The 14757-nt window shown below is 34.6% G+C and carries 14 protein-coding genes; 8 read left to right on the plus strand and 6 right to left on the minus strand.

Annotated features, from left to right (window positions below):
• Nucleotides 1-162: 162 nt before the first annotated feature.
• The 3 genes from Q4566_RS08660 to Q4566_RS08670 form a co-directional block, all read right to left on the minus strand.
• Nucleotides 163-1824 (minus strand): SulP family inorganic anion transporter, encoded by a 1662-nt coding sequence (locus Q4566_RS08660; RefSeq protein ID WP_303420233.1) that lies wholly within the window; start codon nt 1822-1824, stop codon nt 163-165.
• 188 nt (nt 1825-2012) lie between these two features.
• Nucleotides 2013-2339, minus strand: coding sequence for a multidrug efflux SMR transporter (locus tag Q4566_RS08665; RefSeq protein WP_303420234.1), 327 nt, complete (start codon nt 2337-2339; stop codon nt 2013-2015).
• A 101-nt stretch (nt 2340-2440) separates the two neighbouring features.
• On the minus strand, nt 2441-3022 hold the full coding sequence (locus Q4566_RS08670) for an NUDIX hydrolase (protein ID WP_303420235.1): 582 nt from the start codon (nt 3020-3022) through the stop codon (nt 2441-2443).
• A 136-nt stretch (nt 3023-3158) separates the two neighbouring features.
• On the opposite strand from Q4566_RS08670, the gene pyrE reads away from it, so the two are divergent.
• The gene (gene pyrE, locus Q4566_RS08675) at nt 3159-3803 is read left to right on the plus strand and encodes an orotate phosphoribosyltransferase (protein WP_303420236.1); all 645 of its coding nucleotides are present in this window, start codon (nt 3159-3161) and stop codon (nt 3801-3803) included.
• A gap of 80 nt (nt 3804-3883) precedes the next feature.
• Nucleotides 3884-4279, plus strand: a complete 396-nt coding sequence (locus tag Q4566_RS08680) for an SRPBCC family protein (protein ID WP_303420237.1) — start codon at nt 3884-3886, stop codon at nt 4277-4279.
• On the opposite strand, the gene Q4566_RS08685 is transcribed toward Q4566_RS08680, so the two are convergent.
• Nucleotides 4276-5007, minus strand: a complete 732-nt coding sequence (locus Q4566_RS08685; protein WP_303420238.1) for a biotin--[acetyl-CoA-carboxylase] ligase — start codon at nt 5005-5007, stop codon at nt 4276-4278. The genes Q4566_RS08680 and Q4566_RS08685 overlap by 4 nt on opposite strands.
• Nucleotides 5008-5100: 93 nt before the next feature.
• Between Q4566_RS08685 and rsfS the strand changes: the two genes are divergently transcribed.
• The 6 genes from rsfS to Q4566_RS08715 all read left to right on the plus strand — a co-directional run bounded on the left by rsfS (nt 5101) and on the right by Q4566_RS08715 (nt 9908).
• Nucleotides 5101-5472: a ribosome silencing factor gene (gene rsfS, locus Q4566_RS08690; protein ID WP_303420239.1), complete on the plus strand. Its 372-nt coding sequence runs from the start codon at nt 5101-5103 to the stop codon at nt 5470-5472.
• 9 nt (nt 5473-5481) lie between these two features.
• Nucleotides 5482-7449, plus strand: coding sequence for an ATP-dependent zinc metalloprotease FtsH (gene ftsH, locus Q4566_RS08695; RefSeq protein ID WP_303420240.1), 1968 nt, complete (start codon nt 5482-5484; stop codon nt 7447-7449).
• A 114-nt stretch (nt 7450-7563) separates the two neighbouring features.
• Nucleotides 7564-8172, plus strand: coding sequence for an LUD domain-containing protein (locus Q4566_RS08700; protein ID WP_303420241.1), 609 nt, complete (start codon nt 7564-7566; stop codon nt 8170-8172).
• 1 nt (nt 8173) lies between these two features.
• Complete coding sequence (locus Q4566_RS08705) at nt 8174-8995, plus strand: phosphatidate cytidylyltransferase (protein ID WP_303420242.1); 822 nt, start codon at nt 8174-8176, stop codon at nt 8993-8995.
• Complete coding sequence (locus Q4566_RS08710) at nt 8985-9638, plus strand: phosphatidylserine decarboxylase family protein (protein ID WP_303420243.1); 654 nt, start codon at nt 8985-8987, stop codon at nt 9636-9638. The genes Q4566_RS08705 and Q4566_RS08710 overlap by 11 nt, the downstream gene beginning before the upstream one ends.
• A gap of 3 nt (nt 9639-9641) precedes the next feature.
• Nucleotides 9642-9908 (plus strand): acyl-CoA-binding protein, encoded by a 267-nt coding sequence (locus Q4566_RS08715; protein WP_303420244.1) that lies wholly within the window; start codon nt 9642-9644, stop codon nt 9906-9908.
• 685 nt (nt 9909-10593) lie between these two features.
• Here Q4566_RS08715 and Q4566_RS08720 read toward each other — a convergent pair.
• The gene (locus Q4566_RS08720) at nt 10594-11703 is read right to left on the minus strand and encodes an OmpA family protein (RefSeq protein ID WP_303420245.1); all 1110 of its coding nucleotides are present in this window, start codon (nt 11701-11703) and stop codon (nt 10594-10596) included.
• Nucleotides 11704-12117: 414 nt separating this feature from the next.
• Nucleotides 12118-14754, minus strand: coding sequence for a valine--tRNA ligase (locus Q4566_RS08725; protein ID WP_303420246.1), 2637 nt, complete (start codon nt 14752-14754; stop codon nt 12118-12120).
• Nucleotides 14755-14757: the final 3 nt, after the last annotated feature.

A 14757-nucleotide genomic window follows, 5' to 3' on the forward strand; every position in this document is an offset into this window, starting at 1 on the left:
CGGCATCCTTTTTTTTAAAGGTTAATTCACACCTGAAAGCAGCGCATACTTTCAATTGGCACCTAATCTATTTATTAAAAAACAATTCCTAAAAAAAGATATAGCGTAAAGCCCGACCATGTCCTGAGCGGAGACGAAGAATGTGGTAACGCCCGAAAAACTTTAAAATTTATATTCACCCAAACCTTTAGTAAAGGCTTCAGGATCTTCCGCCAAATGATATCTTGGATCATCGATATCTTCTATAACGACTTCGCGGAATTTAGGATTTGATTTATACAGCAGTATTTTACAGTCTTCACTAAGGTGTTTTAATCGGATTTGTTTGCCAGCCTCTTCGTATTTTGTAACCAAATTGAAAATAGCTTCCATGGCTGAATGATCACTAATTCGTGATTCTACAAAATCGATTTCAACAACTTCTGGATCGTTTTTAACATCGAATTTTTCATTAAAAGCCGTTATAGAACCGAAGAATAATGGGCCCCAGATTTCATAAACCTTAGTACCATCTTCGCGCATACGCTTACGGGCACGAATACGTTTGGCGTTTTCCCATGCAAAAACCAATGCTGAAATAATAACACCAACGAAAACAGCTATAGCTAAATCGAAAATGACTGTTACTGCAGATACAACGATTAAGACCACGGCATCCGACTTAGGTATTTTTTTAAGGATTCTAAAACTAGACCAAGCGAAGGTTTCAATAACCATCATGAACATCACCCCAATTAAAGCGGCGATGGGCACTTGCTCAATAAGTTTATCTGTAAAAAGTATAAATGTTAATAAGGTTACGGCCATCATAATTCCTGATAATCGGCCACGACCTCCTGCTTTTATATTAATTACGGTTTGGCCAATCATACCACAACCTCCAGTACCTCCAAAGAGTCCGGACATGATATTTCCTGCTCCTTGTGCGATACATTCTCTATTTCCATCACCACGACTATCGATAAGTTCATCAACAAGATTCATAGTCATTAAAGACTCTATTAAACCTACGCAGGCCGCTAAAAAGGCATAAGGTAGTATGAAACTAAGCGTGTCTAAATTGAATGGTAAATTTTGCCAAAGTTCTAAATTAGGCGTTGGTATTTCACCTTTTAAACCTGTACCACCACCTTCAATAATATAAGAGCCTACTGTAGAAACTTCCATTCCGAAACCAACTACAACCATGGTTGTAATTAATATCGCGGTTAAGGCTGCTGGAATTTTAGTTGTGATTTTAGGTAGTAACCAAATAATGCCCATGGTTAAGGCGACCAAAGCTATCATGATATAAAGTTCGGTACCGTGCATGAAAGTATTTGTGTACTCCTTGACGCCTTCGGCGGAAACTTGTAATGTTTTATGAGAAAACATTTTGACTTGCGCCCAAAAAATTACGATAGCTAAACCGTTTACAAACCCCATCATAACAGGATGCGGTATTAAACGCACAAAACGCCCCAACTTAAAAACACCAGCAAATATTTGAATGATACCCATTAAGATCACACAGGCCATTAAGTAGAAGAACCCCATGTTTTCAATAGGCTGATCGAATAACATACCACGCGTATGGCCTTCGGCAATCATACCAACAAAAATAACGGCTACCGCGCCTGCCGCTCCAGAGATTAGTCCTGGTCTACCACCAAAAATAGCAGCAATTAAACCCACAATAAAAGCACCTGAAAGCGCCATTAATGGATCTATTTGTGCGACAAAAGCAAAGGCTACCACTTCGGGCACCATCGCTAAAGAGACTGTTATTCCAGCTAGAACATCGTTTTTTGCATTCGCTGCACGCTTAATTATAAAATCTGTCATGGCTCATTTTTTGGAGCTGCAAATTTAAGTTTAATATGTTGTCATGCAAGCAGAACCTATTTATTTTGCCTTTAACCGAAACTATAACGTTTGATTTTGTGAATGTTGAATGTCGTATAAAACCTGATTTGAAGATCTTTTTTTCAGGTTTAGAGCAATAATGAACTGTGACTAATTAAGTGCATTTTTTAATTTGACACAAACTTCAGCCCCACTATAGAAGCAATTAAAGTCGTTATAAAAAATAAACGCCAAAAAGTGGCTGGTTCATGAAATACAAATATGCCAACCAGAACCGTGCCCACAGCGCCGATACCCGTCCAAACAGCGTAAGCCGTACCAATGGGCAAAACTTGAGTCACTTTTACAAGAAGAAACATACTAATGGCCAAACAAATTAAAAATCCAACAAACCAGTAAGTTGCTTCTACCCCCGTAGATTCTTTAACCTTCCCGAGACAAGCCGCAAAAGCCACCTCAAACAAACCCGCGATAATTAGTAAAATCCAATTCATAACTACTCATTTACTTAACTCCTAAACTACTTAACTCCTCAAACACTGAGCCCGCGAAGTGCCCCCTTAACTCCTTAACTACTTTACTCCTTAACTCCCCCTTAAACCAACAACTTAATATTAGCATACGAATTATTCAGCGCCTCATGAGCTTCACTAGCATTTAACCAAGCTACTTTTGTAATCCCCTCTTCTTCTTGCGCGTATAAGTTACCTGTAAAATTCGTTTTCATTTCAAACCAATGGGTCACTTTTATTTTATAGCGTCCGTTACGTTTAAAAATGTGGTAAGTAACATCTAAAGGCTTTGTAATCACTAATCCGCCAACACCAGTCTCTTCAGTAACTTCACGAATGGCCGTTTCTTGAATGCTTTCATGGCGTTCGGCCTTCCCTTTTGGTAAATCCCATTTATCGTTTCTGTATATAAAAAGAATATCACCGTCTGCGTTATAAACCTTTCCGCCGCCTGCGATCACGTTTGGCAGCTTCTTTAAAAACTTCTTTAGTAATTTCTCTGGGTTTTTATGAATCAATCGTGCTTCCTTCAACGATGATGTATTCAATTTTCTAATCACCTTAACAAGATTCACCGTATTAAGTAAGTAATTCTTGAAGTTGGTTTCTTGCTCCACTTGAGTGGTTAAAATCATTGGTTTATCTCCAACAAAAACTTTATACATAGACCTTCCTAATTATCAATTTCTTTTAGGTAAAAATATTAATTTTGTTCACATGGCAAACTTTGTTCAAAAAATATTTTAATTAAAAATAAAACTCGAATCATTTAAAATTAAATTTATCCGTAATTTTGCCAACATGATTTTCAACAAAGACACAGCTAAAAAAACAGCCGAAGTTTTATTGCAAATAAACGCTATTAAACTTAGTCCTCAAGAACCTTTTACTTGGGCATCGGGCTGGAAATCGCCAATTTATTGCGATAACCGTATTATTTTATCATTCCCTCCTGTGCGTAACTACATTCGCGAAACAATGGGCAAATATATCGAGAAACACTATGGCAAACCCGACGTTATCGCTGGTGTTGCTACAGGTGCTATTGGTATAGGCATGCTTGTTGCTGAATATTTAGGGCTTCCTTTTATATATGTGAGACCTGATGCTAAAGGCCACGGCAGAAAAAACCAAATTGAAGGCTTTATTGAAAGCGGACAAAATGTAGTGGTTGTAGAAGATTTGATAAGCACTGGAAAAAGTAGTTTGAACGCCGTAAAAGCTTTAAAAGAAGCGCATGTAAATGTAAAAGGCATGGTTGCCATATTTACTTATGGTTTTGATGTGGCTGCTGAAAACTTCAAACAAGAAAACGTCCATTTAAATACACTAAGTAACTACGAAAACTTGCTAGAACAAGCTTTGGATACGAATTATATTTCTGAAAAAGAATTAAAAACTTTATCAGAATGGAATAGTAATCCGAGTGAATGGAACGCTAATTGATAGGTACTCTGTTATAATTTGATTGAACTGACTTAAAAAGACACAATCAAAGTTACAACAAATCACAATTTTAAAATATTATGAATTTAGAATCCCCAAAAGTTACGGTAACAAAATCTTCTGAAGAAGTTTTCAGTTTTTTATCTGATATTAAAAATTTTGAATCCATAATGCCCGAAAACATTAGCAAATTTGAAGTTTTAGGAGAAGATAAATTTCTTTTTGCCCTAAAAGGAATGCCTGATATCGTCCTTAAGAAAAAGGAAGTGATTCCTCCTAATAAAATTATACTAGGAGCTGCTGGCGGAAAAATAGACTTTTCTCTAACTACGGCAATAAATAAAATTGACAGTGGTGCAAGTGAAGTACAATTACTTTTTGATGGTAACATCAATCCGATGATGGCCATGATGATTAAAGGCCCGATCACAAAACTTATTGAAACTTTAGCGACCAATATTCCTAAAGCGGTTTAATATAATAAGGTAATTTCTTTTAAATCGAATTCTTTTATGATGTTATCTTCTAATAACACTTGAAGATTTCCAAAATCAGAAACACCTTTTATAAACCCAGAAAACTTTAAACCTTCAGCATCTTCGAATGTTGAGGGTTTATTTTTTCTGAACAAACACGATTCATAAGCCTCTTTAAGTTCCTCATAATTTCCAGCTTCTAAAACTTCAAAATAATATTTCAGCTGATTTAAAATAACAAGAGCAACTTCATCTAAATCATAAATAATCCCTGTTATATGTTTTAAAGAGGATGCTTTAGGCAAATTTTCAAATTCAATTTGATTCACATTCAATCCGATACCAATAATTGATGCTGTAACATCCTGTTGTTTTATGACATTTTCAATTAAAACACCACAAATCTTTTTGTTTACTGACAGAATGTCGTTAGGCCATTTGACATATAAATGAGGAATTAAAAACGATTGAAGAGCTTTCCTTAAGGCTAAAGCGACTACCAAACTAATGGCGAAAGGAGATTCTAAAGAAAGTGCTTCTGTGTTCTTAAACACACTAAACGTGAGGTTTTTAGAGTCTTGAGACTCCCATTTCGCGCCCATTTGCCCTCTTCCTTGTGTCTGCTTTTTGGCGATAACCGTAGTAAAATCCTCAACAACCTCATTCGTATAGAGTTCTCTCAAATAGCTATTTGTAGAATCGGTGGCATCAAGTTTGATTATGCTCATGGACAAGTTATTGATATAAGACTAAATCTTATCATATTTTTAAAGTATAAAGAACTAAAAAAATAATAACTTTGCACAAATTAAATAAATTTAATGGCGAAAGAAAAAATAAGCGCAGACCAATTAATATCCGTTATAATAAGTGGCATTGAGGATGTTAAAGGACAAGAAATAAATATTCTAGATTTAAGAGAGATTGAAAATACGGTTTGTGATTACTTCATCATTTGCGAAGGATCGTCAAATACACAAGTAAACGCTATTGTTAACTCCATCCAGAAAAAAGTAAGCAAAGAACTTAAGGATAACCCATGGCATACTGAAGGTATGGATAACGCCGAGTGGGTTTTAATTGATTACGTTAATGTTGTTGTACACGTATTCCAAAAGCATATTAGAGAGTTTTACGACATCGAAAGTCTTTGGGGTGATGCAAAAACAACCGTAATAGAAACCAACTACTAAAAAAATCAAATGGCAAAGGACAATAAAAAACCAAAAGACAACAAACCAAAATTTAGTCCGTATTGGGTTTACGGGGCATTAATAGCTTTATTTTTAGGATTTCAATTATTCAGTGGAGATAGTTATGAAAGTGGTAACACAACTACCCCGCAAGAATTCTTCCAATATTTAAAAGATGGTGACGTAGCCCGTGTGAACATTGTAAAAAACACACGTGTTGCAAAGGTATATTTAACTTCTGAAGCACAGTCTAAAGAAGTACATAAAGGCTCTAAACCCCAATCTATTATTCCTTCGGCAACAGAATTACCAAACTATAAATTTGAATTTGGTGATCTTCAAAATTTTGAAAACGAATTAAATGAAGGCATAAAAGATTTACCTACAAAACCATCGGTAACCTTTGATACGGAAACCAATGACTTAGGGAACCTTTTAATGGGCATTCTTCCTTTTATCTTACTTATTGGTGTATGGATATTTATCATGAGACGTATGTCTGGTGGTGCAGGAGGTGGTGCAGGAGGCCAAATTTTTAACATCGGAAAATCAAAAGCTAAGCTTTTTGATGAAAAAACTGAAGTTAAAACAACCTTTAAAGATGTTGCTGGATTAGAAGGCGCTAAAGAAGAAGTACAAGAAATTGTAGATTTCCTTAAATTCCCTGAAAAATATACCACCCTTGGTGGAAAAATTCCTAAAGGTGCATTACTTGTAGGACCTCCAGGAACTGGTAAAACCTTATTAGCTAAGGCTGTTGCAGGTGAAGCTAAAGTGCCTTTCTTCTCATTGTCTGGTTCAGATTTTGTAGAAATGTTTGTTGGTGTAGGAGCATCTCGTGTTAGAGATTTATTCAAACAAGCTAAGGAAAAATCGCCTTCAATCATTTTTATTGATGAAATTGATGCCATTGGACGTGCTAGAGGTAAAAATGCGATGTCAGGAAGTAATGATGAACGAGAAAACACGTTAAATCAGTTATTAACTGAAATGGATGGTTTTGGAACCAACACCAATGTTATTGTGATTGCTGCTACGAACAGAGCTGACATTTTAGATAAAGCTTTAATGCGTGCTGGACGTTTTGATAGACAGATTTTTGTTGATTTACCAGACGTTCGTGAACGTGAAGAAATATTTGAAGTACATCTAAGACCGCTTAAAAAAGCTGAAAACTTAGATTTAGATTTCCTTTCAAAACAAACACCAGGTTTTTCTGGAGCCGATATTGCCAATGTCTGTAATGAAGCGGCTCTAATTGCTGCAAGAAACAACAAAAAGGCTGTAGACAAACAAGATTTTCTAGATGCTGTTGATAGAATTATTGGCGGATTAGAAAAGAAAAATAAAATTATTACCCCTAGCGAGAAAAAAGCTGTAGCTTTCCACGAAGCTGGACATGCCACAGTGAGTTGGATGCTAGAGCATGCTGCGCCATTGGTAAAAGTTACTATTGTACCTCGTGGTCGTTCACTTGGTGCTGCTTGGTACTTACCAGAGGAACGTTTAATTGTGCGTCCGGAACAAATGCTAGACGAAATGTGCGCCGCTCTTGGTGGTCGTGCTGCTGAAAAAGTAATCTTCGATAAAATTTCAACAGGTGCTTTAAGTGATTTAGAAAAAGTAACGAAACAAGCCCGTGCCATGGTAACCATTTACGGTTTAAGTGACAAAGTTGGAAACTTAACGTATTATGATTCTGGACAAAGTGATCATGGTTTCACGAAACCTTATAGTGAAGAAACAGCTGTTTTAATTGATAAAGAAATCTCAGCTATTATTGAAGAGCAATACCAACGTGCTATCAAGTTACTTGAAGAAAACAAAGACAAGTTAACGGAATTGGCAGAGGTACTTTTAGAAAAAGAAGTGATCTTCAAGGATAACCTTGAGAAAATATTCGGAAAACGTGCCTTCCTTAGAGAAGAAGCGATAACGTCTAAACCTGAAAATAATAATACTGAAGAACAAGCTTAGAACTTTTTAAATTTTAAGTTGGATACAAAAATCTTAAATTAATCATATGATTAGTTTAAGATTTTTTATATTTGATGATCCTCTCAAATTAAATTCTTATAATCATAGCACTTAATGAGTCTTTTTAGAAAAATTTTTGGTTCAAAATCTAAGAAACCTGACGAGGAGATGAAATCAGATCATAGAGGGCGTTATATGCCAGAAGTAAAAATCCCTATTGATGAGCGGTTTACAATAAACTTCAAGGCCAATGGCGGTAAATTTCTATATTGTGATGACTTAAAGGAAGTGTACCAAAACTTAGGGCACATCATTAATGAAAATGACTGGCAACAAGAAGAGGTGCTTTTATTAGATTCAGAATTACAGAATAAGTTTAAAACCCTGAACTTAAATCCAACCAAAAAACTTAACCAAGCTCCTTTTTTCTTAACAACTTGTGAAAATTTAATTGCAAATGATGGATCTATCTTAATTTCATCAAAACAGATTTTTGAGAAAAAACTTATCGAACTTCCTTTCAATTTTATTGTATTTGCAACAACAAGTCAATTAGTAGAAACTATTGGTGAAGGATTAAAAGGTATTAAGTCTAAGAACACGAAACAAATCCCAACCAATATCACTACAATTAAGCATTTTAAATCTGGCGAAGATAATGACTTCCTAAGCTATGGCAGTAGCGCTAAAAACCTATACCTCCTACTCTTAGAAGATTTATAGAATGAAAGAAATAGTTATTCGGTCCCTATCAGGATTTCTTTATATATCAATTTTACTTGTTTCATTATATTTTGAGCATCTATTAATTGCGCTATTTTGTGTCTTCGGATTAATATGTTTGGCTGAATTTCAAAAACTCATTCAGCTAAAAAGTAATATTCCTTACATCATCTTTATAATACTTTATATCTTCTTCGGATATTGGCAAACGGTATTAAACACCAATGAGGGATTAATCGAAGCCACTCAAATACTCCTAGTATTATCTATTTTTGTGAACCTATTTTTAATAAAGGATTTGTTTTCTGAAAAAACAATACCACTATTTAGTACAAAACGTTTTTTACTAACGACTTTCTACCTGTCTAGCGCTTTTGTTTTTTTGGTACTTATTACAACAAATCATCAGGAGTACAATCCTAAAATATTATTGGGAACCTTTATATTGATTTGGGTTAACGATACTTTTGCTTTTTTAGTTGGTAAAAACTTCGGTAAACAAAAACTCTTTGAATCCATTTCACCTAAAAAAACAGTTGAAGGTTTTCTTGGCGGACTCTTCTTTTCCTGTGTAGCAAGCTATTTTATTGCTACCTTTACCGAGACTTTAAACTCGGCAAGCTGGTTAGTTTTAAGTATTATTGTTAGTGTTTTTGGCACGCTAGGCGATTTAATAGAATCTAAGTTTAAAAGACAAGCTAAAGTAAAAGACAGTGGTGTTATCATGCCAGGTCACGGAGGATTATTAGATCGTTTAGATAGTATTATTTTTGCTGCACCGTTTATATATTTATTTTTAAGAATTTTATATTATGTTTCATAAAGAAGGCTATAAAATTATAGTAATAACGTTTATCATCGTTATTGGATCTGCTTTACTTGTTGATAGTTTTATCACTATAAATTGGCTAAGAATCGTTTTGCTGCTAGCTTTAATCGTTTTCTTGGTACTTATACTTCAGTTCTTTAGAAACCCAAAAAGACTCACGAATTTAAACAACAACCAAGTATTATCTCCTGTAGACGGTAAAGTTGTGGTCATAGAAGAGGTTTTTGAAAAGGAGTATTTTAAAGAAAAACGCCTGCAAGTCAGTGTGTTTATGTCTCCAATAAATGTGCATGTTACACGCTACCCTATTAGTGGTAATGTTATTTTCAGCAAATATCATCCTGGCAAATATTTAGTAGCATGGCACCCAAAAGCTAGTGAAGAGAATGAGCGAACCACCGTAGTTGTTGAAAATGAAACTTACGGAAAAGTATTATACAGACAAATTGCTGGAGCGCTTGCTAAACGCATCGTTAACTATGCTGAATTAAATGATAAAGCGGTTCAAGGAACTGATTCTGGCTTTATTAAATTTGGATCTAGAGTTGATTTATATCTACCACTAGACACACAAATTAAGGTGCAGTTAAATCAGAAAGTTCGTGGTGGTGAAAGTATTATAGCTGAATTAAAATAATAAATGAGCAAAAGTGATTTAGATATTGAATTTGATCAAGCTGTAGATCGTGTTAACGCTTATACGGAACCTTTCCCTGCCGATACTTTATTGAAGCTATATGCGTACTACAAAAAGGCCACAAATGACTATGGACGCCCAAGAAGCAAAAAACCCATCATAAACGCCTTTAAAACAAATGCGCTATTTCAAGCCAAAGGCTTAACTGAAGATGAGGCCAAGCAGTTGTATATAGAGCTTGTTGACAATTACTTCCTATACAGAAAATAAGATTAAAGCAAGTTATTCCCTTTTAGCTTTCTATTCGGTTTATTATTTATCTACTCTGTTTTTGTCTCCTTTTTCTATCTTACTAATTAAACAATCTTTTGAAAATTTCAAGGTTCAATCTTAAAACAGCTAGAATAACTTGTAATAGAATATCATGTAATATTATTTCAATTATTAGCGTTTAACTTTCGTTTTAACTCAACAAAGAAAACAGCTTATACCGTCCCTAAATTTCAATAAATTATTACTATCGAAGTAACTTTAGGGTTATCTACTTTAGCTTTTAGTAATCAATTATCAAATTTCTCCTTTTTTAGTTAATCGTAATTTCCGGAAAAACACCAATAGCACTTAATACCATCGCGTTCGTAAAAATTAGTTAAATGTATGACTATAATGAGGCACGAACATAATTATTCAAAAATTACACAGTATATCGGTGAACATACCTAATGTACTTTTTGTCATTCTTTTAAAGGTTAAGCAATTAGAGGAACCTCACGAACCATTGAAAGGTTCTTCAGCTGTACCTCCTACTGAAGAATAAAATCAAGATCATTTTAATTCTATGTCAGGTTACGGACAACCAAAAAATAATTCACTATCATGTCATGCAAAAAAAAGGGCATTCTGATGTCAGAATGCCCTTTTTAAGTATGTATTATTGGATTAAAATTCTATTCTTCTATTCCCAAATTAATTCATAATCCGTTCTACGGTTTTCTCTGTGCTCTTCTCTAGTACATTTAACACCATCAGAACATCCATTGTTTAACTGAGTTTCACCAAATCCATCAGCTTGGAATCTAGATCTATCAATACCATGAGTTACTGCATAATCTACGATACTTTTTGATCTCTTTTGAGATAACTGAAGGTTATAGTCTTTCGCTCCTCTACTATCTGCATGAGATTTAATATCTAGAACAGCTGTTGGGTATTTATTCATGAATACAACCAATTCATCAACGATATCTTGATCGTCAGAGGTTAAAGTTGAAGAATCAAAATCGTAGTACACACGACGTACTTCACTCAAGTCAGATGCCATTTGTTCACGTAAAATAGCTTCTTCATCTACTTTAGGTTCTGGAGTAGGCTCTACAACAGGAGTTGCTTCAACAACTGGTTCTGGTTCTGGCTCTGGTTCTTTCTCTACAACAGGAGCAGGCTCAGGTTTCTTCTTTTTAAAGATACCAGGTTTAAACACCACACCAATAGCATGTTGAATATGGTTCTCACCTTTATCATCCTTATTAATACCCCATTTACCCATGGTATTTAAATTGATTGCCCAGTTTTTACTTTTACCTATCCAAAAATTTGCACCAGCACCAGCATTAAAAGTTACAACTCTATTATCAGCAATTGAAGACCCACCCATACCAACTTGTAGGTAAGGATCAAACCAACCTTGTCTTGGCGTAAATTTGTTTAAGCTATATGAGATCATACCATCTACAGCCCAATAATCTTTATCTTCTGATAAAACAGGGTAATAGCCATCTAGCTTTTTACCTTCTTGTAACGTATTAATGGTACCAATAGCTTGAATAGCAAAACCGCTACTACCTAATTTGTAACCAATATTTAATCTGTTTGGATAAGCTGTATAATGCCAGTTATCATCAAAATTGAAAGGCTCACTACCTGCCGTACCTGAATCGTCAACAAAGTTATAACCTAGTCCAAAAAACCAACCACCTTCTTTACTCTCTCCACTAGATTGAGCAGAAACATCTGAAAGGGATCCCATGACAAGCATGAGCAAACTTAAAAAGTAAATTTTTTTCATAATTAATTAATTAATTTAAGCAACTGATAATCAACAGTGAGTCTATTGATCTTATATTACTTGATTTGAGTATCAAATATAAAAAATTGGTAAGATTATTCATAACTAATACTAGGAAATCTTAAAAAAACCATAAAAACATGAAATTAAGACACCTCCATTATACAATTCTATTTTTTTTGAACACATAAATCACGAAACCTCAATATTTATTAACCTATACTAAGAATAACTCACACAAAAACATCTAAAGATTATCAATATTTGATACTAATTTCCAATTTTATATCAAAACATTACAAGACACACAATCGAAACCTTGCTCGCGAAAAAGTCGAACAACAAAAAAAGAGCTTTTCAGTTATGTTAAACATAATTGAAAAGCTCCATATTATAAATAGTCTCGAAGAAAAATTAACCCAAATTGGCTAGACTTGCTTTCAAAGTTTCTATTTTATTTAAAGCATCAGCTTCTTTTTTCTTTTCACTGGCAACTACCTGCTCTGGTGCACCTGAAACAAACCTTTCATTAGATAATTTCTTTTGAACAGATTTAAGAAAACCTTCCGTGTATTTTAATTCTTCAGTAAGTTTTTGAACTTCAGCTTCAACATCAATCGCTCCAACCATCGGAATAAAATACTCATTGGATTTCACCCTAAAAGTTAAAGCGCCTTCAACTGCTTCTTTAGTAATTTCTATAGCTTCTAAATTCCCCAATTTAGCGATAACACCATCAAAAGTAGTTGTGGTATTTTCATTATTTATCACTGAAAAAGCGATGGCATCCTTAAATGCGATATTTTTCTGTTTTCTAATGTTTCTAATACCCGAAATTACTTCAGAAGCAAATTCAAATTCTGAAATTAAATTATCATTAACAGTCTTACCTTCTGGCCACTTAGATACTATTAATGCCTCTTCAGGTGTTCTTTCCGAAATATATTGCCAAATTTCTTCAGATAAAAAGGGCATAAAAGGATGTAAAACTTTTAAATTATTCTCAAAAGCTGCAATAACTGCTTTATACGTTTTAGCATCAATAGGCTTTTGATATGCCGGTTTGATAATTTCTAATAACCAAGATGAAAAATCATCCATGATTAATTTATAAATAGACATTAAAGCATCGCTCAGTCTGTATTTACTAAAATGATCTTCTATTTCAATTAAAGCCTTCTGGAATTTAGCTTCGTACCAATCTAATCCCACCTTCGATGTTTCAGGCTGCTCAATAGTTTCATCTATTTCCCAACCTTGAATTAAACGGAAAGCATTCCATATTTTATTTCCAAAAGCTTTTCCTTGCTGACAAAGAGCTTCGTCAAACATGAGATCATTACCAGCTGCGGAACTCAATAAAAGTCCAACACGAACCCCATCGGCACCATATTCCTCTATAAGTTTTAAAGCGTCAGGAGAATTTCCTAACGATTTACTCATTTTACGACGTTGCTTATCACGAACCAAACCAGTTAAATATACATTATTGAATGGTTTTTCATTCTTATACTCGTAACCTGAAATAATCATACGAGCTACCCAAAAGAATAAAATATCTGGCCCAGTAACCAAATCGTTGGTCGGGTAATAATATTTAATATCTTCATTTTCAGGATTTCTAATTCCGTCAAAAACAGACATTGGCCATATCCATGAAGAAAACCAAGTATCTAAAGCATCGGTGTCTTGACGTAAATCTTCAGCTTTTAAATCTGTATTCTTTGTAGCTGTTTTTGCTAATTCTAGAGCCTCTTCTGCTGATTCAGCAACAACAAAATCATTCTTGCCATCACCATAGAAATATGCAGGAATTTGTTGGCCCCACATGAGCTGACGCGAAATATTCCAATCACGTATATTTTCCATCCAGTGACGGTACGTGTTTTCAAACTTTTTAGGAAACAATTTAATTTCAGAATCTTCACCTAAAACAGCCTCAATCGCTGGTTTAACCAATTCTTCCATTTTCAAGAACCATTGATCACTTAATCGTGGCTCGATTACAGCTTTTGTTCTTTCAGAGGTTCCTACTTTATTGATATGCGTTTCAGTTTTTACTAAAATGCCTTTTTCTTCTAATTCTTGCGTGATTTCTTTTCTAACCACAAAACGATCTTTGCCTTCATAATGCAATCCAAAACTATTTAAAGACGCATCATCATGAAAAATATCGATAACCTCTAAATTATGCTTATCTCCAAGATTTTTATCGTTTTCGTCATGTGCTGGTGTTACTTTTAAACACCCTGTACCAAATTCTACATCCACGTAGTCATCTTCAATAATAGGGATCACACGATTACAAATGGGTACGATGGCTTTTTTTCCACGTAAGTGTGCAAAACGTTCATCATTCGGATTTATACAAATAGCCGTATCACCAAAAATAGTTTCAGGTCGTGTAGTTGCAATGGTTAAAGTTTCATCACTTCCTTCAATTTTATATTCTAAATAATATAAATTACCCTGACGTTCCTCATGTATAACTTCTTCATCAGAAAGTGTTGTTTTAGCCTCTGGATCCCAGTTTACCATACGGTAACCACGGTAGATAAGTCCTTTTTGATACAAATCAACAAAAACTTTAATCACAGATTCACTCATGTCATCATCCATGGTGAACTTCGTACGCTCCCAATCACAAGAACATCCTAATTTTTTAAGTTGTTCTAAAATAACCCCACCATATTCATGAGTCCAATCCCAAGCATGAGATAAAAATTCCTCTCTAGACAGGCTATTTTTATCAATGCCTTGCTCCTTAAGTTTCGCAACCACTTTAGCCTCTGTAGCAATAGAAGCATGATCTGTTCCAGGTACCCAACAGGCATTTTTCCCTAACAAACGTGCACGACGAATTAAAACATCCTGAATGGTATTGTTAAGCATGTGCCCCATGTGTAAGACTCCTGTCACATTTGGAGGCGGAATTACTATGGTGTAAGGCTCTCTTTCATCAGGCTCTGAGTGAAAATAATTATGTTTCATCCAGTAGTTGTACCACTTGTCTTCTACTTGATGGGCATCATATTTTGATGGAATTTGCATGCT

The sequence above is a fragment of the Tamlana sp. 2_MG-2023 genome, assembly GCF_030548465.1.
Classification (GTDB): Bacteria; Bacteroidota; Bacteroidia; order Flavobacteriales; family Flavobacteriaceae; genus Pseudotamlana.